This is a genomic window from Paenibacillus sp. Leaf72 (assembly GCF_001422685.1).
Lineage (GTDB): Bacteria > Bacillota > Bacilli > Paenibacillales > Paenibacillaceae > Pristimantibacillus.
On the sequence record NZ_LMLV01000015.1, the window covers coordinates 25,516 to 48,436 of the forward strand.

Below are 22,921 nucleotides of genomic sequence, written 5' to 3' on the forward strand. Positions count from 1 at the left end.
CCTTAAACCGCTAATCTTGATAAAACACCTTGCGTGAAACAATCGATGTCGTAATCCACAGCACAAGTGCAATGACAGCAAAATACATCCACGCCATCGCCGCGCTGAGGCCAAAATCATAGCTTTTGAATGCCGTATCTACAACTAGCCGGCTCGTTTCATCACTAATGAAGCTGTCGATAATCGTATAGACCAAATTCGTCAAAATTAACGGGCTGATCATCGGAAATGTAATTTTCCAGAACGCCTCGTAGCCAGTTGAGCCTTCAATTTTAGCCGCCTCGTACAAAGAAGGAGAAATCGACTGCAGACCCGCCAGAAAAATCAAAATTTGCACACCCGATTGGCTGATAATTTCATAAATTCGGCTGACGGCACCTGTCAAATACTCCACAATGGTGATGCTCACTCCTGATTCGATGAGCAGGGCAGCGAGCTCTAGATTTTTCATAATGGACAAGCCGCCGCCGGTTGTATCGTTTGCGCTGCGAACGACGGATTGCATTAAATCTCCGTTCTCGATGCTGGCGATAATGCCCGATGCCAAAATAACGGGAAGGAAGAAGATCGCCCGGGCCAGCACCCGTCCTCTAAACCGCTGATTAAGCAGCACCGCAAAAAACAAGCTGAATATGATGATGAGCGGTGTGTTGACGGCGATATCCACGACCGATTCCGTCAATATTCTGACGTACGATTCATGCGAGAACAAAGCTTCCCGGTAATTGGACAGTCCGATAAAACCCAGGCTAAAGCCGTCATTCGTAACTTGCAGATTGCTAAAGCTGTACCGGAGCGATGACAGCAGCGGCACCATAAACAGGAACACAAAGCCTGCAAACCAGGGAAGAATGAAATACAGTCCGTAATACCTGTTTTTTTGTTCAAGCGAAAGCTTCCTGAACCTCATCGCTGTGCTTCACCCCCAACCCAATAATCCTTTGCCTTAACTGTAATTCCGCCCACTTGAGCTAGCGCATCGGTATAATTGACAATAATAGTTTTCCCTTGTTCGAACGTGGTCTGGTACACCCCATCTGCCAGTGCCCGATGATCAATAATCGCTTGGTCTTGCACATCATGGAGAACGTCGTTAAGTTCTCCGTATCTTTGCGCTGCTTCTTCGATCCAGCCCTTGTAATCGGCGGAATACAAATAGTCGAACTCCGTCATTTTGATCGCGGATGAATCAGCAAAAAACCACGTGTAATGCAATGAAGAGCCCGTTTCGAGCGCTTTTAGAAAGTTGTAGGTGGAATCCTGGTCATCTGCCATGTTCCAGGCGCTTCCAGCGGTATGCACATAACCGTGATAAACCAGTTGAAAGAAAGGAACGCTCTCATCGGTAATATTAAAGCCGCTGCTCGTTAACGGCGCATTCACAATATGCCGCGCATAGGGGATCGAATAGGCGTTTCCGCCTTCCACCAGCACTTCCTGGACGGAGCCGCTCATTTGCTTCAGCTGTTGCTTTACGATCTCTTTCGCTTCCTCCCGATCGATGACCTCGGAACGATTGAAATCGGAGTTCAGCTCGCTGCCAAGATCCCGCAGCGACAAACCAGATAGCTGCAGCTTCCCGTAATCGTCCATAAATGCTGCTGTCATTTTCGGCAGCGACTTCGGACTGACTACATAACCGGGCTCGCGTTCATCCTCTTGACTGAAGCTGGCCGCGCTGTAAGGATAAATTTCCGCCAGCCTGCCCGTAATGAATCGGGAAGCTTCGCTCGACTTTTTAAAACCTTCCGCTTGCGGAGCTGCCTCAAGAAAAGCCGCATCAGGAAACAGCGATATGCCATTGGCATCGGCATATGCCTTTAGCTCGCTTAAACCTTTGCTTCCGCCGAGCTGCTTGTCAACGGCAATCGACTTCGGCAGATTATGGTTTAGGCCCTCGTTAAACCAACCCGTATAACGCAGCTTGATGCCGCTGATTTTCTTATCCAGCATTTGGCTCATAATAGACTCCGCCTGATCGAAAGTCGTAAGCGGCTCATAGGCGTTATAAGGAATGCCCAAGAAAAATTTCTTTTTCGGTATGCCGCCAATCAGCTCGACATAGATCGGCACATCCCCTTCATCCGGCAGCTTCGTTAGGCCCGTTTGCTTGATCAAATAATGGCGGTAATGCGCCGCCATGCCGTAATAGCTAGCCTCCCCCGTGCCGAGAAAGCCGTAACGAACCGTCATTTCCCCGGCAAAAGGCTCCGCTTGAAACTTTTTGACCGTGCTGGAGCGCCACCCGTTCGTCAAGGTAACCTCCTCCAAATTAGTCAGCGTAAAGCTGGGAAATACGGTATTGTAATCGTTCAGCCTGCCGCTTACGTCCGCTTCAACCGCGGCGACCGCATCACCCTTTTCTATAATCCCAACAAATGCCCGGTTCTCATATTTCATTCCGAATACAGGCAAGCGCGCAGCTTCCTCTTTCTGAATTTTAATGAGCTGGCTAATGGATGCGTCGGAACCGTAAAGGGCCGTCCGGAACGGCGCGTCGTAGGTTTTTCCATTGTTGAAACGGATCAGCGAACCCGATCCATCCGGCACGAACGTATAACCTTCATCCTCGCGTCCGCTTGCGCCAAAAAACGGTAGCAGCGACAGCGTCTGAATTTTCATACTAGCCGGATATTCGATTTCGCCCGCCGCAACTGTCACCGTCAGATGCTCACCATCCAGCCGATAATGCAAAGGAATCCGAACATTGGCGCTGCCAGTGGACGCTTCGCCATATGCCGCCTTATCGATTGCTTTCTGCTCCTCGTCATAGCCGATCCGATTAAAGATTTCGGTAACCTTTGCTAATCCGATTCCTTTCAAGGAGGAGTCCCTTCGTTCGTAACGCTGCTTTTCCTCATCAAATTTAAAGCGCTTTTCAACTTCTCTTTTGTCCACAGACTGTTCGATTTTATCCAAAATGACGGTTTGAAAGCGATCCGCGCTAATATATTTAGGGATCGCATCCATATCGCTTTTGACCTCCCCTAGCGTATAGACGATGTCCAATCCACCGCTTGCCTTCTCTATGGCATATTGGCCGTTCTGAACGCTATGGGTGTAATTGTCATACTTCAATGCATTTCCCGCGCTGTCAAAATAAGCGATCTCGACCTGCACGCTCAGCTTCGTCTTGTTATAGCCGGTTGCGACCGGATCGTCTTCGCGATTTTGCGGATTGGAATACCAAATCGCTTGGCTGCGCTTGTCCCGAACGGCAATTTCCGTCGTTTCGGGATTGACGTACAAGACTAAAAATTCATTTTCAGCCGCCGATTCCATCCCTTCAGGCAATGCAGACAGCTTGCCGGACTGGCCGCTTGCGGCTGCAAGCCCGCTATGTTGTCCATTGCTTGGTACTGGCTCGGCTACAACCTCGGACGCATATTCCGCGAAATTGGTGCCTTGAGCTATAAGCAAGCAGCCAATAAAGACTGCCGTCATGATGATCGCAAGCTTCCGCTTCACCGTTTGGCCCCCTTTCTTAGGCTCGCAATGATAGTTCCTGATAAATCGTGTACACAAAACTAACGATTTGCTGGATCAAGCTGAAGAAGAGCAGCCCAAGAAAAATAATTACGCTCATCCCTACAACCGTTAACAGCATCGTCATGATCGTCTTCGTAACCGTATATTGATGAACCGTCATCGTTCCAATAAACAGCAGCCAAACGAACCATAGCGCTGCCGCCGATTCCAGCAAGTAATAGAATGAAGCCTCGCGCAGCGTAATCACATTGCTGAGCAGCATATTGGGCAAATAAATCAAAATCAAAGGAAGCAGCGCATAGCCAGTAGCGATGACGATTTCTTTGAATTTCCCTTCTCCGTCCATCAGCGTAGTGAGCGACCAGTTCGCGACACACCACAGAAGGAAAGGAAGCACAATGTACTTTAATTCATCAAAGCTGTTTAATTCCAGCGGATGATTATAGTTGACGACATAGCCAGCATACTGGCGTTTCAGAATCATCGTAACCGTCACCGCGAGCAAAATGGCAAGCGCGATCCGGAGCTTTCCTTTATTCTCGTATTTCAGATCCCAAAACCCGTCAAAGGGATGGAATGCAACGTGCAGCGAGTACCTAGCCTCCTTGAGAAACTGCATCCTGTTTCAGTTCCCCCTTTCTGAGCCTCATGCTTCGGCGAACGGCGATAACGACCAAAATCAGCGGGATCAGTACCGTCATATAGATCCCAAAGTGCTCACGCATATATTCCCTGCGATATTTCGTTAATGCTTTGGAATAATATTCCCTGTCGTTGCCCAGTTTTAGAAAAGTCATCGCTTGCTTATATTCGCCTTGGCGCAGCATCGACTTGCCAATGCCGATATAGGCCATTTCGTAGTTCGCATCGAGCCGAAGCACTTCCTTCCACAGCTTTGCTGCATCATCGTGCTTGCCTATGCTGTATAATCCGTTGGCTTCATTAACGAGGCTTCCGAATTTGGTCGCTGCAAACTCGGTAATTCTCCCCTGATCGCGGTCCAGAACAAACACCCGATTGCCGGAGCTTTCAACCGCAACCGGATTTTTAAACGTGCCCTGCTGATTGCCCAGCTGGCCAAATACATATAATAAATTGCCGTCTTCGTTATAAGTAAAAATCCGTCCCCGGGTCGAATCAAGCGTCCGGTAAACGCCATTGCCGCTAACATCGATGTCAATGAAGGCCGAGCGATTTCTGCTCAAATCGCCTACCGGACCTATATTCCCATTTATCCGAATAACGTCAATGCCGGATGGGTTCAGCCTTTTGACAGGGGCCGAGGTTTGCTTGTCGGCTGTAGTCGTAAAGATGAAACCATCCAAATCAACATCTACATTGTTAAATTCAATGGGAACAAACCGGATGAGCTTTTCCCGCTGTTCTTTAGTCGATACCGTCTTCCAGAATAAATCTACAGGATCAAACTGCACCCGGTTCGTCCCCATAAATCCAGTAAAGCCGCCCTCGCTGTCAAATTCGATAATGCCCTCGAAGACGCCTCTGGCGACAACGTAAATACGTCCGGCTTTATCCACGATGACCTTTCGCGGGAAATATTCAAAATTGCTGCTGATGACCTCCGACTTTGGAGCGGAAATTTCTCTGACGAACGATCCGCTGCCGTCCAGCTCGACGACACGCCTATTTTCAGTATCCGCCACAAAAATATGACCACCCTCCGTTACGAAAAGGCCTTCCGGATTATTGAAACCGTCCTGCTTGCCGTTATTCTGAAAGCTCTTAATTTGACGGACTGCCTTCCACTGGCTGTCAAGCACGACAATTCGCCCGTTTCCTGAATCCAAAACGTACAAATGGCCGTCAGGCGCAACAAACATATCAGCGGGAGAGCTCCATGGCCCTACCCCTATTTCTTGCCCCGTTATCGTCTTGGATGGAAGATACGCAATTGGCGAATGAACGGTCTCCCCCCAATAGGAATAGGTATACCCCTCATACGGCGACGCGTGGGCCAGCTTCGGACTTAAGCCGGCGAAAAGCAGCACAGCTGCCAAAAACAGAATCGCTCGCTTTATTTTCAATCCATACGCCCCCATCGCTTTAGTCCTTCATTCCAGATGAAGCCATCGTCTGAATGACATTGCTCTGTGAAAAAACAAACGTCACGATCGGCACGGTCATCATAATCACCGCAACTGCGGCGCCCACCCCTGCGCGGGCAATACCGCCTTGAATGATTTGCCCCATCGCATAATGCATCGTCTTGAGCTGTTCGCTGTAAATGAAGCTGCCTCCATCCGTTCCCCAAAGCATTTGCATCATTAGAATTAACAGTGTCAGCCAGGCAGGCTTGACGAGCGGCATAACGACCTGCCAAAATATCCGGTATTCGCTGGCGCCGTCGATCTTGGCAGCCTCCAGCAAAGCATCCGGAATTTGCTCCATGAACTGCTTCATTAAGTACAGGCCAAGCGGATAAGCAAACGCCGGAACGATTACCGCTTGGTACGAATCCATCCATCCCAGCACGGACATAATCATATAATTGGGAATCGCCGTCACATGCGGGGAAAACATCAGCGACAGGACAATAACCGTGAACAGCACTTTATGTCCGCGAAACTTATGCTTGGCCAGCGGGTAAGCCGCCGCCGATGCCAGCAAAATATGTCCTGCCGTTCCTGCCGCCGTAATAAAAACGGTATTGAAAATATATCTGGAAAATGGAACCCATGAGTTTTTCATAACTTGAAACAAATCCGCGAAATTTTCAAGCGTTGCATTCCTCACGAACAGTGTAGGCGGGAATATAAACAACTCATCAAGCGGCTTAAAAGCATTATTCATGACATAGATCAACGGAACCGCCATAAAGGAACCGAACAAGCCCAGTACGAGAAGCAGCATTATATCCACCTGCCAGGACCGGTTCACTCTTTTTTTCAGACGCATGGCCAGCTTCATTTCGCCTATTCCCCCACCCTCTTCAGCAACTTTTGAACGGCCAGATTGGTGCCCAGCATGAGCATAAACAATACCGTTGCGATAGCAGACGCATAGCCCATTTCAAAACGAATCGTGCCGTAATCGACCAAATGGGTCACGACCGTATGCGCTCCGTACTGCACGCTCGGAAAGCCTGCCAAAGCCATCGCCACGTCGGCTACTGCAAGGGAAGACGTAATCTGGATGACGGCGCCAAACATCAGCTGCGGCCTCATGGAAGGAAGGGTAATAAACCACAGCTCCTGCCAGCGATTTTTCACGCCATCCACCGCCCCTGCCTCATACAATGTGCGGTCAACCGTCTGCAAGCCGGCAATAAACGCGAGAAAGCTGGTTCCAAGGCTGAGCCACAGCTGGACGATAATAATAATTTTGAGCATATAGTCAGGATTCTGCAGCCATTGAATCGGCTCGTAAATAAACCCGATCTTCATCAGAAAGCCGTTCATAATGCCATACGAATCGCTCGAAAAAATAATTTGCCAAATAAAGAAGACGTTGCCCGAAATCGAAGGCGCAAAAAACACGAGCGTCATAAATGCCCTAATTTTCGGATTAAGCTCATTAATAAGCCACGCGAATACAAAACAAGCAATATAGCTGACCGGGCCGGTTATGACTGCAAAAATAAGCGTATTTTTAAGTCCAATGAGAAATACATCGTCGTTCCAAAGCAGCTTGGAATAGTTTTCCCATCCGACCCAGCGCGGAAATTCAAGCATATTAAAATGCGTAAAGCTGAAAAAGATTGAAATGACGACCGGCAGCACCGTAAATAACAGAAACAGCACCATATAAGGAGCCAGCAGAACAAACAAATGCTTATCCCGCTTCATATCCTTGATGAACAGCTCCCATTTCCGCTGCGGCCTAGCAAGGCGGCCCTTCGACTGGAGCATGATCTCAGCCGCGATTTTCGTTTTCTGCAAAAGAGTTCCTCCTTAAGTCCCCTCATTTCAAATGAAATTCGTCTCTTTTTTGCTCAATTTCATAGTCGATTTCTTGGACATAATCGTATAAGGAGTCGGCTGTATTCGTTCCATTGTTAATGACTTCCCGCAAAGCATTGTCTAAGTGCCTTCCTGTAAAATACCCCCCCGGCACCTCCGGCACGCCCTGCACCCATTGCCATTGTTCTTCGAGGCTGCGATAATTGCGAGCCGGCCATGGCAGCTCCTTGAGCGCTTCGATATTGGCGGTCGGATAACGCGCTGCAGCGCCCATCAATCCCTCCATCTCTCTGCCGAAACGAACCTGGGCATCCTTGCCCACCCACCATTTCATAAATTCCCAGGCTGCGTCCTTGTTTTTAGCCTGCTTAAGCATAATGGCGGCCGTCCCGCCGCTAGCCACATCCCGGCGAATGGAACCGTCCTGCTGCACGGTGCCCGGAACGGGAATAAACTCCCATAAGCCTTTAATTTCTGGCGCGGATACGCTCAAATAATTGTAGAAGGTATAATCCTGTATGCCGACCGGCATTTCTCCTGTGCGAAAGCGCATTGGAAAATCAAAGATGAGCGGCAGTTTGTAGCTCGTATAGAAGTCGGTCCATTTTTTGAATGCATCTAGCCCGACCTCTGTATCGAGTCCACTTTTTGCCCCGTTGTTCAAATAGAAGGAGCCGTCCATCTGGTACAAAAGCATGGCAAACGCCCGATTCGCTTCCAGCACAGGAACACCCGTCGTCTGGGCAATCGGCAGCGCGAAATCCATATGATGCTTTTGCAGCACCGGAATCATGGCGTACACATCATCCCACGTTTGCGGCGGCTCAAGCTTCAGCTCCTCGAGTATATCCTTCCGGTAAAAAAGCATATTGAAAATTTGCTGCTCAGGCAGAGCAAACACCTTGTCCTCATAGCGGTAAGGCACTATAGCGCTGTCCCTGAACTGCTGCACGACCGCCCTATAGCCTGAAAATTGCGACAAATCTTCCGCTGCGTTCCGCATGCCGAAATTTACCGGCACATCGTTGCCGACCTGCATAGCTACATCGGGTCCTTCCCCCGCCAGAGACGCACGCAGCAGCACATCCTGATTGACAAGCTTAAGGTTCACTCCCACACCGGTTAGCGGCGTAAAGGTATCGTCGATCATCGCTTTCAGCACTTGAGCCTGATCGCGGCCGGTTCCAATCCATACTGTTATCGATTGCTCATCCTGCGCCATGTTTCCAATCGTATCGTAATCTTCAAAGAAGGAATGAAAGAAGGAAGATACCTCATGAACGATTTTTTTAGAAGCTGAAGCATTCGCACCGGGCAGCTCTACATCAGAAGAAGCCAAGGCGAGGTAATCGATTTCAAGCGGCTGCTCCCTCACTTGCAAAATCCAAGCCCCGACGCTGCCAACATTGATTTTGAATTGAGACAGCCGCTTCTGGACCGTTTCTGGTTTTTTGGCCAAATCTGCTAATTGATAGGCGGTTTTGTCCAATATGGCCGTCTTGTCGCTCTTCTCTCCTGTCAAGCGTACTAGCTCCTGCGACACGGCATACAAAATGTCGCTTTGCTCCTGAAACACGCCGACCATGTCGGGTATTTGTTTATCTAATTGATAATCCCTATAAGGATCGGGCACATTGCCGGTAATCATCAGGATTTTGCGATACATCGCATTGATGTCGAGCAGGCTTGCTTCTACTTGGCGAATCAAAGGAGCCATTGCGCCTAAGCTCACCTCAAGCTTCAGCTCATGCTTCCCTTTCGTCATATAAAATAAATAGGGCTTTTCCTCGCTGCCGAGCACATTCATCTGCCAGTCCGAATCATAATAAAACGGAATTTGCGTCATTTCTTGAAACGGAATGGCCCCATCAATCCATAGCGAGCGAGTGGAATAAATGCCCCGCAGCAATTCTTGCCTATTCTTGATCGCAATCCGGTATAATCCATCCTCTGGCGCTTCAACGTCCCATGCGATCCATTGGCCCGGCACCCGCCAATTGTTGCCGCCAATCGTATTCATCTTAATCTTGGATACGTCATAAGGCTCTGTAGACGGGCTTGAACGGTCGGAAATTGGATATAAGGTCGGAGACGATTTGTAAGCGGCATATTCGCCTTGCAGCTTAATCAAATGTCCGCTAGTCTCCGCATAGCCCTTGGACTTGTAGCCCAGCTCTACCTCCTCGTAAGATGAAGGCTCATCATAGCGGTACACTTTCAAATAGTCGATCGCCATCGCTTCTCTGGAAGATACCAGCGTCATCGTGTGCTTGCCAGACGAAAAATAAAAGACATACGGCTCCTCGTAATAGCCCTCTGTATCCCGCAGCAGCGCTTCCTGCCACATCGGCGATTCTACCTGGCGCGGCCGCAGCTCATTTCCCCGGTTATCCTGCAAAATCTGATCACTTTCATTTTTCCATATGCGCTGAAAGGTCAAATTTCTGGCGCTGGTGAACGGCAGCACTCCGTCGATCAACAGCTCCCGCTCGATTGCCGAGCTTTTTCCTTCGATTGGAAAATAGCGAATGGCGATATGATACAGGCCGGATTTCGGCACCTCAAGTTCCCACTCCATGGAGCCGCTTTCTCCCGTCTTGACGAAGTCGCCCGATACGCCGCCGAGCTCATGGATGATCTCAGGTTCCATTTCGCTTGCTCTTGTATAATCCGCCCCTTGAATGACAATCTCCTCTTGAGGCCGTTCTTCGTCCTTGTAGCGCTGCATGTAATGGCCGTAGCTGTTTTCCGATTCATTTGTCAAAAAGCTCTGGTCGCCGTTTGGATCGGCTGCTGTCGTTGAGTCAGCTTGAACACTCGCTGCGCCGGACTGAGATATAGGGAAAACCAATATCGAAATCAGCATAGCGATAACTATTATCCTAGCGGCCGTTTTTCTGGTAAATACGATTTCCACCTAATTCCCCCCTTTTATAAACTGGCGAAATTTTGTTTGACGGCAACCGCCCGGTTTTCCCAATCGGAAAGCCGGGCAGGCCGCTTTTTTATGGGCAAAGCTTTCGGCATTTACTTTTTGTCGTCTTTCTTGTCTTGCTCGCCTCTAAGCACTTTTTCAGCAGCCGCTTGCGCAGGCCCAATGACTTGGGCGACGCCTGTTGCCGGCGTAATTTCGCCTTTGACGAATTTGCCGGTTACGGAGTCGAGCTGATCCTTAATACCGAGCCCCCCGAAGCGTCCGCCGAACACACGCTGTACCTTTCCATCGTCATTCATGGCGTTAGCGATGGAGCTTTCATCCGGCAGCACATTTTCCTGCCATAACCTGCGATTTTCCTGCCAGTTATCGAAATCCTGAAGCTCCTCCCAAATTTTCACGATGACATCGGCATCCTTGACCCCTTTAGGTATGACGTAAGCTGCCGTTTGACCAAGCGGATCTAAATAGGTGTCTGCCTGCGGTCCCTTAGGAAGATAAACGTATCCCCACTCATCCTTCATCTTATCCTGGAGGCGTCCTTCGATTTCCCACAAGCCGCCCGGATACATCGCAATCGTACCTTCTGCAAAATATTTCGCCGGATCCTCCCAGTCGTTTCCTTCATTTTTCTTCACAACTTTATGCTCGTTATACAGGCTATACAGGAAGTTAAGCGCTTCCATAGAAGCGGGTGAATCAAAAGCTACTTTTTTGTTCGCCTCGTCGTAAATAATGCCGCCGTTGCTGGCAATGAGCAGCTCCGAGAACACATAATGCGCACCGGCAAGGCCATATTGGTCTGCTTTTCCGTCACCATTATTGTCTACGGTCAGCTTCTTCGCGGCATCCAGCATCGTCGTCCAACTCCAATTGTCCTCGTCCATTAGCTGCTGCGGATCTTTTAAGCCCGCTTCCTTGAAAATCCTTTTGTTATAGAACATCCCGGTGTCATTCGGGTTATACCAGCTTTCTAGTCCAAATACATGATCCCCGCCAAAGCGCATCGCTTCAACGACATCCGGTGCAATTCGCGTATCTTTAAGGTAATCTTCCAATGGCGTCAAAAATCCCCCTTGCATCAGGCCCCATATGAAGCCGTCAGGCAGTCGGACAATTTCAGCGAAAGGATCGTTGGACATCACAGAGGAAGACAGCTTCTCTGTAGTCGACCAATATTCCGTATTTAAGTATTTGATTTTCACGTTATATTTTTCTTCCACTTTTTTGATTCTTTCACGTGCCAATTCATCCGCTTCGGAATCTCCGTCAGGGGCAGCATCCCACCAATGCGAGATGCGAATTTCTCTGCCGCCCAAATCGGCGGCTGGAGGCTCAGGCTCCTGGCTAGGAGCAATCGTTTCCTCCGCAGCTGTTGCCGTTGCCGTTGCGGCAGGCGCTTGGGTAGCTATTGCATTTCCCGCATTGTTGCTACTGCAAGCAGACAGAATCATCAATCCAGCCGTTAATAAAATAAGCAACATCGATTTCATCTTTTTCATCTGTTTCACTGTTCAGCACGCTCCCCTTAATTGATGGTCAATTAAATGTAAAGGCTTTCATGAAACCCATTTCAGTATAGCTCGCATCCTTACTATGGTCAACATTAAAGTTTAGATCTTCCAGATATGGATCGATGCGAATAATCGCTGTCTCGCTCATTCCATTAGGCCTAAAAAAAGAGCAGCAAGCCATAAACATCTGGCTTGCTGCTCTTTCAGGGCGTTCTTGCATCAGGCGCGGAAAGCTCCCCTCATGCAGCCTTCTAATTCGAGCTGACCTTCTTTTGGCCGCTCCGCGCTTCCGTACTTTGCCGAACAATAAGCTGTGGTGCCAAAGAAGTAAGCTGTTTGACCTTTTCCTTCTTCATGATCGCTTTAAGCACTTGAACCGCCATTCGCCCAAGCTCATGCGCCTGCTGAGAAACGGTAGTGAGCTCAGGGATAAAATGATGCGCCAGCGGAATATCATCAAATCCAACAATCGAAATGTCAGTTGGAATGGTAAGTCCAGCCTCCGTCGCCGCCTTAATTGCCCCGATCGCGGTATAATCGTTGACGCAGAAAACAGCGGTTGGCCTCTCTTCCATTTCGAGCAGCTTCAGCATTTGGCGCTTGCCCGAATCGATGGAGAAGCTGTCCGGCAGCAGCCAATTGTCCCGAATTCTAAGCCCCTCATCCTTCATCGTCTTTCGGAAGGCCCGCAGCTTGATTGAAGTTGTCGTCATATGGCTTTCCCCGCCAATGAAGCCGATTTCGGTATGACCCAGCTCGATTAGGTGCCGGACCGCGAGAGCAGTACCTACCGCTTCGTCCGTAGCAACTCTAATCAAGTTCGTATTGCGCAGCCCGCCGTTAACGAGCACAGTCGGAATGATGCTGGCATGCTGCACGAGCTCCTGCACCAAATGCTCATCGCAGTTTTTTAAATTAATTCTTCCCCCTAAAAAAATAACACCATCGACGCGTTTCTCCCGCATAATGCTGAGATACTCCGATTCTTTCGCGTAATCCCCGATAGAATTGCTAAGCAGAAAAGTATGCCCAGACTGCTGTCCCTCCTCCTCCGCTCCAGCGAACACTTCCGGGAAAAAGGGATTGGTTAGGTCAGGAACAATGACACCAATAATGCCGGTTTCTTTTTTTAGTAAGCTTCTGGCCATTGCGTTAGGCTGAAAGTTGTATTTTTGAATAAGCTCTTCAATCTTGGCTCGTGTAGATCCCTTTACCGGGGCGGTATCGTTCAATACCCTGGATACGGTGGCAACCGATACTTTGGCCTCTTTGGCAATATCATAAATGGTGACCTGTTTCAAGCCCAACGCTTCCCTTCTGCTATCATATATCGTCCCATTATAGCAAAATCGGACATCTTATGTAATAGATGACATCCCTTACTGCTAATAGAGAAAAAAGGGGCGGATAACAAATAAACAAACATAAAAGAAAAGGACTGTTTCTCAGTAGTTAAAAACTACTTGAAACAGTCCTTACTCTTCCATTCATAATGCGCGTGGAGGGACTTGAACCCCCACGTCGTGAAACGCTAGATCCTAAGTCTAGTGCGTCTGCCAATTCCGCCACACGCGCGCGATGTTCGCTAACAGCGAATAAATATAATATATCAGAAAACATCGCAACACGCAAGCATTTTTCAAAAAAAGTTTCAAAAATAATTTGGGCTTCTATTTAGAGCCGAAATTAAGCTCCTTGTTCGCCTGCTGCCGTCACCTTCACTCGCTTAATAAAGAAAGCAATGGCAAGCCCAACAAGGGCAAGCACCATGGCAAATATAAAAGCATTTTGCACGCCAACGGTCAATCCGCTAACCAAGTTGGCTGGCGATTCTGGATTTCCTTCTGCTGTCTTCAGGAATTTTTCCATTCCTGCTGTCATGATACTCACTGCCAGCGCTGTACCAATGGCACCCGCAACCTGCTGCAAGGTGTTCATAATCGCTGTTCCATGCGGATACAGCTCAGGTGGAAGCTGATTCAAACCATTCGTTTGCGCAGGCATCATAATCATCGAAATCCCGATCATTAGCAGGGAATGCAGCACGATGATCAACGCAGTCGTCGACGCGGTAGAAATATCAGAGAAAAACCATAGTACAACCGCAACAACCAACAGGCCCGGAAGAACGAGCCATTTTGGTCCATACTTATCAAACAGTCCGCCCATTACAGGAGACAAGAAGCCATTAATAAGCCCACCTGGGAGGAGAAGCAGCCCAACGGTCAACGGACTCATCATAAGGCCGCGCTGCAAATACATAGGCAGTATCAGCATGGAGGACAAAATAACCATCATACAAATAAACACCATAATTAAGCCGATCGTAAACATGGGGTATTTAAACGTCGTCAAATTAATCATTGGCTCTTTCATTTTAAGCTGGCGGATAACAAATAAAATGAGTGCAACGATACCTACGGTCATCGCGATAATGACCTTCGCGCTGCCCCATCCATCCTCTCCTTCTCCCGCGCTGCTAAAGCCGTAAACGACACCGCCAAAGCCGAGGGTAGACAAGCAAATCGACAATATGTCGATACGCGGCCTAGTCAAGGTAGAAACATTTTGCAAATAGACAAGCCCTACAAATAACGAAATAATCAAAAACGGCAAGGACACCCAGAAAATCCAGTGCCAGCTTAAGTTTGCGATCAAAATACCGGCAAAAGTGGGCCCCGTTGCTGGTGCGAACATCATAATGAGGCCGATAATCCCCATCGCTGCGCCACGCTTCTCAATCGGGATAATGACGAGAATCGTATTAAATAATAACGGCAGCAGCAGCCCTGTTCCCGTTGCTTGAAGCACACGCGCAATAAGCAGCGTTTCAAAGTTCGGTGCAAGAGCCGCTACGAATGTTCCTATAATAGAAAAAATCAATGACCATACAAACAGTTGCCGTGTTGTAAACCATTGCAGCAGCATGCCTGAAACCGGCACCAGTACTCCCAGCGTCAGCAAAAATATAGTCGTAAGCCATTGTACAGTGGCCTCGTTAACGCTCAAATCTCTCATTAAATCAGTCAATGCTACATTTAGAGCGGTCTCACTAAAAAAACCGATAAATCCGCTAAGCAATAGCGAAATCATAATCGGCATTACTTTGTAAGTCTTATTGGGTGAAGTTGAAGTCTCTTGCATCGTTCCTGCTTGCACTTATGTCATCCTCCTGCGAATTAAAAATTCATTTTGCTGTAACCTGTTGTTCTAGCTTGCTGGGCCACCATTAACAATTGACGGCACGAGACGCGAAATATGGACGAGCGGCTTCTCATCGCCATGAGTGATGGCCAAAATAAGCGCACCTTCCACTAAGGAAAGAATCACATTGCTTATTTCAGCAGCGCTGTTGTCATTCACTCCATTGGCAACGAGCTGCTGGGCAATATACTGCTGCCATTCAATAAAAACGACTTGGCACGCTGCTCTCAGTCTTTCGCTAATCAGGCATGTCTCAGCAGCCATCCAAAAGCTGAATGGCATAAATCCTCTAAACTGCGATTGCTTCCCATCGTGAATGATGTCGGAAATATGGGCCTGGATGGCTGCTGCAGGACTAGAAGTCTGTTCAAAATTCATCCGCCATTTTTCCAGCACAAAATTCTTAATCGTTGAAATACATTCAACCGCCAGTTCCTCCTTGCCTTCAGGGAAATAGTAGTACAAGGACCCCTTCGGACAAGAGCTTTCCTTAATAATTTGATTTAACCCCGTTGCATGATACCCTTGCACACAAAACAGCTTCATTGCTGTATCTATGATCTGCTGGCGGGCATTCGGCTTTGAAGCCACCTTTTCACCACCTTAATTATAGAGAACGGTCTATTTAATTAAACGAGAAAAAAGGCAGGCTGTCAATGCGCAAACTCGTAATTACAGTACTAATTTTTGTTAAGATATGATGTTGTCATCCCTCCTGCTGCTCTGCTTTATGAACTTTTGGCCATGTCGCCTGCCAATTTTTCTTAACGATTCTTTGTTCGTATACGTGGTAATTGACCGTCCCCTGCTCATAATAAACGGTAGGCCTTAGCACAGCTTGAAGGACATCAGCTACTCCGCATGGAGCCGCTAGCTGAAGCTGGCCATTCGCATCCAGCGCCACCCCAAGCGAAGTCGCCGTTTCTGGAAATTTGGAAATCGCATCCACCGCGCAGGAATAAGGCGGCAAGCCGCTGACGACATGCATTCTCGCCTGATTTTTCACTGACCAAGGGATCTCGGGTCTCAGGCCCCGCAATTGCTGCTCCAGCTGCTTCTCGATGTGCTCACTCGGATACTCGGCATCGTAATAAATAACATCCACATCCGCAAGCGGCGTCCGCTTCTTAAAATCATGCAGCACATCCCACAATTTAGAACGCACAAACCCGGCGCATACCCACCAGTCCGGCAAATCGAGCGCCCTTGCCGTATGCAGGATGTCCATCATCCAATCGTCTCCCCGAATAATATCCATAATGTATGACTCTTGATTCATCAATCCGCCCCCAATACCGAACATATATTCTCATATTAACTGAAAAACCGCTTATTGGGAAGAGCTTTTACAAGGTGAAACGGATGTGACCGTCCTTTGGCGGCGCAGCGCGTTTCAATCCTAGAAATATAGAGAAGGTATCGCGCAATGCTATACTTTCCTATATTTCATAAATGCAAAAAAACGCTTTGCCAGGCTGATTACAACCCGGCAAAGCGTTCGAAAAACTTGAAATATAGGAAACCATGTTCTGCTGAAGCTTTAACTGCACTGCTTTAATTTTTCAGCTTGTCTTCGTCATTTTCATCCCATTTTCTGGAGTAAGCCTTGTTCGTAATCCAAAAAGTAATCCATGCTAAAATGCCAACGATAACAACCGCTGAAATCCATACGCCAACTGGTACATCCATTATAATGCTCCCTTCTGCTGTACAGCTGCTCTTTCCCTTTACAATGTGCTCTTAAAAAATACATTAGACTGCGTGGATTCATTAACATGCAGCTGAAACACGTCCGGCCGGCTGTAATGCCCGACCACATCAAAGTCAAATCGGCTTTCGGCGATTTTCGACATATCCAGCTCTGCCACGAGCAGCGCCTCCCGCCCATAAACAGGCTCTGCTATATATTCCCCTAGCGGCCCAACGATAGCGCTGCCGCCCCTGCTCAGCACCTCATCCATCTGCTCCAGCTCGGCAAAACTCGCCAAATCCTTCGGATATAAGGACTTCGTAGCAAACTGATTGCTCGACAGCACATAGCAGCGGCCTTCGCAGGCAATATGACGAATCGTCGATTGCCATGTATCGCGGGCATCCGCTGTAGGCGTTATAAAAAGGTCTATACCTTTCGCATACATGGCGGTCCGAGCTAGCGGCATATAGTTTTCCCAGCATATCAAGCCGCCTATTCGTCCAAAAGGGGTTTGGATAACCGTTAATGTGCTGCCATCGCCTTGCCCCCAGAGCAGACGCTCCGCAGCAGTAGGAATAAGCTTTCGATGTTTGCCCAGCAGCCTGCCATCAGGGCCTACATATACAATTGAATTATACAACGTCGCACCGCTAAATTCCTGGTCGCGCTCCAGCGCACCAACGATTAGATATAAGCCATGTGCGGCAGCAATCTCCCCTAACAGGTCGGTATCCTCGCCCGGAATCGTTATTGCACTTTCCGCATAACGGCGAAAGTCTTCCCGTCCCTCCGCTGTCCGGCTTCCAACGCGATTTCCAAACGTCATGCCGCGCGGGTAACCGGAGACAAATACTTCTGGAAACACCAGCAGCTTGACCCCTTGTCTGCCTGCCTCGCCGGCATAGGCAGCTATTTGCTTGAACGCCGACTGCTTATCCAATAAACTAGGCGCAGCCTGCACAACGCCAACTTTCACCTTGCGGTGCTCCATATGTTCATCCCCCGCCCTAAGACAACTGCCCCTACATGGGCAGCCACCTCTCTTATTAATCATCATAAATGGATTGGCTGATCATGTAACCATCCATTTATCCACTAAAATGACCATCCAATTCGCCAAAATGTACTATAATGAATGGAATAATTCCAATTAGACAAATTGATAATGAACGGGGTGTACGTATGACGTGGAAGCTGGATCGAACATTAAAAACGCCTGTTTACTTGCAAATTGCCGAGCTGCTGGAACTCAGCATTGCTTCCGGCGAATATCCGCCAGGCAGCCCGCTGCCCTCCGAACGAAAACTGGCGGAGCAATTAGGCGTTAATCGCAGCACGATTGTACAGGCGTATGCCGAGCTGCGCTCAGCCGGTTTAGTGGAAAGCAAAGTAGGGAGCGGCACAACCGTGAGCCGCAATAAATGGGGGATATCCCCTTCGCATACGCCGAATTGGCGGCAATATGCAGAAGGAGGCAGCTTCCTGCCTAATTTGCCCTTTATGAGGCGCATTCGTTCATCCATGCGCCACCATGGCCAAATGATTGACATGGCGAGCGGCGAACTGGCGGAGCCGCTGTTTCCGAGCCGGCTCCTCCAGTCCATTATGCAGGAGCAGCCATTCATGGAGCCGCTCGGCTATGATCATCCACAGGGCAATCCGCAGCTGCGGGTGGAGCTAAGCGCTTTTTTGCGGAAACAGGGCATTGCGGCTCCTGAAGCTTCTATTCTCGTTACTTCCGGCTCGCAGCAATCGCTCTATTTAATAACGCAATGTTTGCTTGCCCCAGGAGATGCCGTTGCGATCGAAGATCCCTCCTACTGCTATTCGCTGCCGATGTTCCAATCTGCAGGACTGCGTATTTGCCGTCTTCCGGTTCATCATGACGGCATTGATCCGGATGATATTGCGCGATTATATCGCGAGCATCGCATTCGCATGCTTTTTCTCAATCCGAACTATCAAAATCCGACAGGCACTTCTTTGAGCATGGAAAAAAGGCAGCGCGTATTAGCCATAGCTGCCGAGCTGCGTATTCCGATTGTAGAGGACGACCCGTTCAGCCTGACTTCCTTTCACAATCAGGCTTTGCCATCACTAAAAGCGCTGGACAAGGAGGATATCGTGCTCTATATTGGCACATTATCCAAAATCGCCGCATCGGGCCTGCGAATCGGCTGGCTGGTCGCACCGCAAACGGTCGTGAGCCGCCTCGCCGATGCCAGGCAGCAAATGGACTTTGGCCTTAGCATTTTGCCTCAGTGGCTGGCTGGCCGCCTGCTCGCTTCAAACGAATTTCCGCTGCATTTGCAAATGTTGCGAAAGGCGCTCGAGGCCAAGCAGCAGCGAATGATCGGTGCGCTGGAGCATTATTTTTCAGAAAAACTTTCATTTACCGCGCACCCAGGAGGGCTTAATCTATGGTGTAAATCTAAGGAGAATATCAGCGATCATCGCCTGCTGGAAGAAAGTATTCAGAGAGGGCTTGTGTTCGTTCCTGGCAGTGTGTATGGCTCGGAGGAAGGTTTCATTCGTCTAAGCTATGCCCGGCCGGAGCCGGAGCAAATGGAAATAGGAATCGAAAGATTAGCAGCCGCACTGCGCGCCAGCTTGGCCTCGAAAAACTGAAGCCATAAGGCTGGCGCCATGAAGCAAGCTTGCAACAAGACGGTAAGCATAAAGCCATGCTGCTTTAAGAGCGCCACAATATCGTCTTGTTTCTGCCGGAAAGCTTAGCCTGATACAAAGCCTGATCGGCATAATCAATTAGAAACTCCTGCTCAACCTCCGGATAGCAGGCAATGCCGATCGAGACGGTCACGCCTACCTTTTGCTTGTCATTAACGGCAATTTGGCAATTCTCAATTTTGCTGCGTAAATTTTCAGCCAAAGCATAAGCGCCGGACGGTGAACAATTAGGCAGCAAAATGGAAAACTCCTCACCGCCATAGCGCGAGGCAACATCCTCTGCCCTAACCGTGCGCCTTACAATAGCCGCTAGCTCGCGCAAAACAGCATCTCCTGCGGGATGGCCGTAGGTGTCATTTATTTTTTTGAAATAATCAATATCCAGAAACAGGAGAGCAAGCGGCTCCTTTCCACTCTCTGCCTGAATAAACAAGCGGTTAAACGCCGCATCGAAAGCTCTGACATTAGCCAGCTGAGTAAGAAAATCCGTTGTCGCTTCCTGTTCCTTTTGCTGGAACATTTCGTCGCGCTGCGTCAAATTACGCACGCAATATGCGACGACAAGGCCGCTGGCAAGCAGCGGCGGGAATAGAAATTTTATAGTCGGGCTGGACCATTCCATACCATATGTATAACAAGCATTTCCATAAAGCAATGCCATTAACACCAGCAAAGAAACGCTCCATTTTGTCCAAAATCCACCTAGGCGCTTGTTCACAAAAATAATGCCTGATAATACCCCTAGCAACAAAATAAATGCCGCAGAGGCGATGGAGGCGTCATTTAAGCCGCCAAACAGCAGTATTCGTCCCCCTGCAATAAGAGCAGATGCCAGCATAGAAGCATGCAGGCCCCCGTAGTACGCAGCAATTATAATAAAGAAATATCTAAAATCAATGATGCCGTGATCGGATACCGGCACTCCAAACCACATGATTAAGATGCCGCAAACGCCGTATACCACGCCAAACAAAAGTTTCTTTCTAACTTCGAAGCGCAATAAATTCAAACGAAGCAGAGCATTTATGAGCTGCTTGCTGAAAAAAAATAATGTGAATGTAACGGATAAAATCGTTATTATTATTATCATAAATGTCCTTTACCTGCCTTGCTGCAACGGCGTTTTCCATAGAAATAGCATGCGGCTTGCCTTAAGGCGCAACTTTGAGAATATGCAAACTCGTATCTCTGCTTAAATCAATAAAGTTGTCATTCATTTTCACTAACGGCCTAAGTGCATTTTGCGGATTGATCAATACGATGGAGCCGATTTGATTGTTGGTGAGCAGCACCTGATGCCCAAGCATCGACTGCATCATTTTGTCCATAAACAGCTTGCTGATTTGCGGATCAAACTCGCCAAAAATATTATTGTTCATTTGGATAAGCGTCTCATAAAAGGGCAGTGCTTTGCGATATGGCCGATCTGAGGTCATCGCATGAAAAACATCAGCTACCGCTACGATTTTGCTAAGCGGGGCGATTTGCTCAGAGCGCAAGCCGAGCGGGTATCCGCTGCCATCTTGCCGTTCATGATGCTGAAGCGCTACCAAAGCTTGGACATGATTAATGCCAACGGTCCCTTTGAGCAGCTCATAGCCAAAAATCGTATGCTTTTTCATCAGGTCAAACTCTTTCGGATCAAGCAATGCCGGCTTGTTCAAAATTTCATTTGAAATTTTCGTTTTGCCAATATCGTGGAGAGTAGCCGCCATCGTAAGCTGCATGAGATCGCGCTCATCCATATCCATCCATTTTCCAATTAAAGCAGATAATACACCTACCCCTATATTATGGCGGTAAGAATAATCATCTTTGGATTGCAAAGCGCCCAGCAATTCGTAAAAATCAGGAAGCTCCGTCAGCTCATTAATCGAAGGAATAATTTTTTCACGGATTTGCAGCACTGGAATTTGCTTGGCATAACGAATTTGCTCAAACAGCTCCGCCATGTACAGCGTACAGCCGTCCATTTTTTCCTGTGCCTGCGATTTCTCCTTATCCCGCTTAATCTCCCTTTCTTCCAGTTCGATCGCATGGCGATAAATCAAGTCGAGCTGTTCCTGATCCAATACGGTATGGGCAGGAGCAACAAGCACTCCGTTATGATTAAACAAATCCTGAGCCAGCTGTTTTCCCAAAAACAATTGATTGCCGTTGTCCACCCTCAAAACACCTGCGCTCTCAAATGAAGAATATGTATTTATACGTACTCTTCCATTATACTTTACAGGTTTGAAACTTTTTTGAATTTTATTGTATTATCTCCTCAAACAGCGAAAAATTTCTTCTTACAGTTTATATTTTCTCATAAGCGGAACGCCAGCCGTCAATAAAAGCTTGCTAAGTCCGCGCCAAACCGCTCTCCTCCCTGCCGACAGATGCTTAATGTACACTGCGCTGTATTCAATTTCCGCTTCTGCCCCGCGAACGCGCTTGAATTCAGCTGCGCCAGAGCTGAGATGCAGCAGCTGTCCACGATCCGCTGCAGCCTGCATCGCCAAATGCATCAGCATCCGGTAGAGGCCGTTACTTTGGGCAAGCGCCGTATTGTAGCCGACCAGCGGTACCGATATGACCTCGCCATGAATAAAGCAGCCCATCACGCCTTGCAAAACCCCTTCCTCATCGCGGAGTCCGGTCATTTCCAGCAGCCCCTTCTGATGGCAGTGGCGAATATATTCAGCGGTAAACTGGGGATTGAGCGCCGAATATTTGCCTACATACAGCAGGTCATACAGCTCCTCAATACGCTCATAGTCCTGCTCGCCGAGTTCAGCATGCGGTACGATATGATAGTCAGACTGGGCGAGCAGCTTGCGGTCCCACTTCGTATTTTTTTTCTTCAAGTACAACGGAGCGGCTCCATTGAAAAAATAAACCTGCCTGCTCGGGACCAGCACATAGCCCTGCTGCAGCAATTGTTCAAGCAGCTCCCCATTCGTGCGCCTGTTAAGCGAACGATAAATAATCGCATGCTTCGGATAGCTTGCTGTTAACGTCTGTGTAGCTCCCTCCAGCTCATCCGAGCTTATTTCGGTATACAAATTCGTTGAAAGCAACCAGTTGTTCACATGAACGTTTCGGTCAATTTGAGCCCCGCGGAGCAGCGGCGCAATTGCCTTAAGCAAGGAGCCGCACAGGAAGCGCAGCAGCGGATTTTCCAACAAATAAAGCTCTTCTTCCGCATACTTGACATACGTTCCATAAGGGGAGCACACATAGGAATTGTCATATTCCTGCTCATTAACCGTCATGGGCAGCCATGCTTGGCTCGCCTGCAGCAGCCGCAGCTCCGTGCGCACGTTGCGGATAAATAAATTTACCCCATTTTGCATCAAAGGAAGCATATATTCAACCGCTTTATTTCGTTCCCCCTTTTTTGTTGCGGCAAGCTCTGTTATTTCTGTTAGGTTCAGCTCTTTAACGACCGTCTTAGATAGGGGCAAAGCTGACCCTCCTTTCTTTCCTTCATCTG

At 48.5% G+C, this 22,921-nt stretch carries 19 protein-coding genes and 1 tRNA gene; 1 reads left to right on the plus strand and 19 read right to left on the minus strand.

Annotated features, from left to right (window positions below):
* Positions 1-10 precede the first annotated feature (10 nt).
* The 16 genes from ASF12_RS17990 to ASF12_RS18060 form a co-directional block, all read right to left on the minus strand.
* Positions 11-910, minus strand: a complete 900-nt coding sequence (locus tag ASF12_RS17990; RefSeq protein ID WP_056037473.1) for a carbohydrate ABC transporter permease — start codon at positions 908-910, stop codon at positions 11-13.
* Positions 907-3,468, minus strand: a complete 2,562-nt coding sequence (locus ASF12_RS17995; RefSeq protein ID WP_056037476.1) for a DUF5696 domain-containing protein — start codon at positions 3,466-3,468, stop codon at positions 907-909. The genes ASF12_RS17990 and ASF12_RS17995 overlap by 4 nt, the downstream gene beginning before the upstream one ends.
* A 16-nt stretch (positions 3,469-3,484) precedes the next feature.
* Positions 3,485-4,108 (minus strand): YIP1 family protein, encoded by a 624-nt coding sequence (locus ASF12_RS18000; protein WP_056037479.1) that lies wholly within the window; start codon positions 4,106-4,108, stop codon positions 3,485-3,487.
* Complete coding sequence (locus tag ASF12_RS18005) at positions 4,086-5,534, minus strand: SMP-30/gluconolactonase/LRE family protein (protein ID WP_162241909.1); 1,449 nt, start codon at positions 5,532-5,534, stop codon at positions 4,086-4,088. The genes ASF12_RS18000 and ASF12_RS18005 overlap by 23 nt, the downstream gene beginning before the upstream one ends.
* Positions 5,535-5,553: 19 nt before the next feature.
* Entirely contained in the window at positions 5,554-6,417 is an 864-nt protein-coding gene (locus ASF12_RS18010) for a carbohydrate ABC transporter permease (protein ID WP_056037486.1), read from the minus strand.
* A gap of 5 nt (positions 6,418-6,422) precedes the next feature.
* Positions 6,423-7,295 carry a carbohydrate ABC transporter permease gene (locus ASF12_RS18015; protein ID WP_442952539.1) on the minus strand — a complete coding sequence of 291 codons (873 nt, stop codon included), beginning with the start codon at positions 7,293-7,295 and terminating at the stop codon, positions 6,423-6,425.
* A gap of 115 nt (positions 7,296-7,410) precedes the next feature.
* Positions 7,411-10,275, minus strand: a complete 2,865-nt coding sequence (locus tag ASF12_RS18020; RefSeq protein ID WP_056037548.1) for an extracellular solute-binding protein — start codon at positions 10,273-10,275, stop codon at positions 7,411-7,413.
* A gap of 161 nt (positions 10,276-10,436) precedes the next feature.
* A complete protein-coding gene (locus tag ASF12_RS18025; RefSeq protein ID WP_235533201.1) occupies positions 10,437-11,846 on the minus strand; it encodes an ABC transporter substrate-binding protein in 1,410 nt (469 codons plus the stop codon).
* Positions 11,847-11,883: 37 nt separating this feature from the next.
* A complete protein-coding gene (locus tag ASF12_RS18030; RefSeq protein WP_056037493.1) occupies positions 11,884-12,078 on the minus strand; it encodes a hypothetical protein in 195 nt (64 codons plus the stop codon).
* A 31-nt stretch (positions 12,079-12,109) separates the two neighbouring features.
* Positions 12,110-13,159: a LacI family DNA-binding transcriptional regulator gene (locus ASF12_RS18035; RefSeq protein WP_056037551.1), complete on the minus strand. Its 1,050-nt coding sequence runs from the start codon at positions 13,157-13,159 to the stop codon at positions 12,110-12,112.
* Between the two features lie 192 nt (positions 13,160-13,351).
* Positions 13,352-13,433: transfer RNA gene (locus tag ASF12_RS18040), tRNA-Leu, on the minus strand.
* 111 nt (positions 13,434-13,544) lie between these two features.
* The gene (locus ASF12_RS18045; RefSeq protein ID WP_056037554.1) at positions 13,545-15,002 is read right to left on the minus strand and encodes a DHA2 family efflux MFS transporter permease subunit; all 1,458 of its coding nucleotides are present in this window, start codon (positions 15,000-15,002) and stop codon (positions 13,545-13,547) included.
* Between the two features lie 66 nt (positions 15,003-15,068).
* Positions 15,069-15,653, minus strand: coding sequence for a TetR/AcrR family transcriptional regulator (locus tag ASF12_RS18050; RefSeq protein ID WP_056037497.1), 585 nt, complete (start codon positions 15,651-15,653; stop codon positions 15,069-15,071).
* A 115-nt stretch (positions 15,654-15,768) separates the two neighbouring features.
* On the minus strand, positions 15,769-16,341 hold the full coding sequence (locus ASF12_RS18055) for a nucleotidyltransferase family protein (protein WP_056037499.1): 573 nt from the start codon (positions 16,339-16,341) through the stop codon (positions 15,769-15,771).
* A 275-nt stretch (positions 16,342-16,616) separates the two neighbouring features.
* A complete protein-coding gene (locus ASF12_RS36175; protein WP_257790757.1) occupies positions 16,617-16,751 on the minus strand; it encodes a hypothetical protein in 135 nt (44 codons plus the stop codon).
* A gap of 38 nt (positions 16,752-16,789) precedes the next feature.
* A complete protein-coding gene (locus ASF12_RS18060; RefSeq protein ID WP_056037504.1) occupies positions 16,790-17,746 on the minus strand; it encodes a carbon-nitrogen hydrolase family protein in 957 nt (318 codons plus the stop codon).
* 191 nt (positions 17,747-17,937) lie between these two features.
* Between ASF12_RS18060 and pdxR the strand changes: the two genes are divergently transcribed.
* Positions 17,938-19,383 carry a MocR-like pyridoxine biosynthesis transcription factor PdxR gene (pdxR, locus tag ASF12_RS18065; RefSeq protein WP_056037509.1) on the plus strand — a complete coding sequence of 482 codons (1,446 nt, stop codon included), beginning with the start codon at positions 17,938-17,940 and terminating at the stop codon, positions 19,381-19,383.
* 64 nt (positions 19,384-19,447) lie between these two features.
* On the opposite strand, the gene ASF12_RS18070 is transcribed toward pdxR, so the two are convergent.
* From ASF12_RS18070 to ASF12_RS18080, 3 genes are all read right to left on the minus strand, one after another.
* On the minus strand, positions 19,448-20,533 hold the full coding sequence (locus ASF12_RS18070) for a GGDEF domain-containing protein (protein ID WP_056037512.1): 1,086 nt from the start codon (positions 20,531-20,533) through the stop codon (positions 19,448-19,450).
* Between the two features lie 61 nt (positions 20,534-20,594).
* Positions 20,595-21,608, minus strand: coding sequence for an HD-GYP domain-containing protein (locus ASF12_RS18075; RefSeq protein ID WP_056037515.1), 1,014 nt, complete (start codon positions 21,606-21,608; stop codon positions 20,595-20,597).
* A gap of 126 nt (positions 21,609-21,734) precedes the next feature.
* Positions 21,735-22,892 (minus strand): GNAT family N-acetyltransferase, encoded by a 1,158-nt coding sequence (locus ASF12_RS18080; protein ID WP_056037518.1) that lies wholly within the window; start codon positions 22,890-22,892, stop codon positions 21,735-21,737.
* Between the last annotated feature and the right edge of the window lie 29 nt (positions 22,893-22,921).

Bases quoted from the DNA above. Each gene is read 5' to 3' on its own strand.
- ASF12_RS17990 (WP_056037473.1), bottom strand. From the start codon at position 910: ATGAGGTTCAGGAAGCTTTCGCTTGAACAAAAAAACAGGTATTACGGA.
- ASF12_RS18000 (WP_056037479.1), bottom strand. From the start codon at position 4,108: ATGCAGTTTCTCAAGGAGGCTAGGTACTCGCTGCACGTTGCATTCCAT.
- ASF12_RS18010 (WP_056037486.1), bottom strand. From the start codon at position 6,417: ATGAAGCTGGCCATGCGTCTGAAAAAAAGAGTGAACCGGTCCTGGCAG.
- ASF12_RS18015 (WP_442952539.1), bottom strand. From the start codon at position 7,295: ATGAAGCGGGATAAGCATTTGTTTGTTCTGCTGGCTCCTTATATGGTG.
- ASF12_RS18020 (WP_056037548.1), bottom strand. From the start codon at position 10,275: ATGCTGATTTCGATATTGGTTTTCCCTATATCTCAGTCCGGCGCAGCG.
- ASF12_RS18025 (WP_235533201.1), bottom strand. From the start codon at position 11,846: ATGAAAAAGATGAAATCGATGTTGCTTATTTTATTAACGGCTGGATTG.
- ASF12_RS18030 (WP_056037493.1), bottom strand. From the start codon at position 12,078: ATGCAAGAACGCCCTGAAAGAGCAGCAAGCCAGATGTTTATGGCTTGC.
- ASF12_RS18045 (WP_056037554.1), bottom strand. From the start codon at position 15,002: ATGCAAGAGACTTCAACTTCACCCAATAAGACTTACAAAGTAATGCCG.
- ASF12_RS18055 (WP_056037499.1), bottom strand. From the start codon at position 16,341: ATGAATCAAGAGTCATACATTATGGATATTATTCGGGGAGACGATTGG.
- ASF12_RS36175 (WP_257790757.1), bottom strand. From the start codon at position 16,751: ATGGATGTACCAGTTGGCGTATGGATTTCAGCGGTTGTTATCGTTGGC.
- ASF12_RS18060 (WP_056037504.1), bottom strand. From the start codon at position 17,746: ATGGAGCACCGCAAGGTGAAAGTTGGCGTTGTGCAGGCTGCGCCTAGT.
- pdxR (WP_056037509.1), top strand. From the start codon at position 17,938: ATGACGTGGAAGCTGGATCGAACATTAAAAACGCCTGTTTACTTGCAA.
- ASF12_RS18070 (WP_056037512.1), bottom strand. From the start codon at position 20,533: ATGATAATAATAATAACGATTTTATCCGTTACATTCACATTATTTTTT.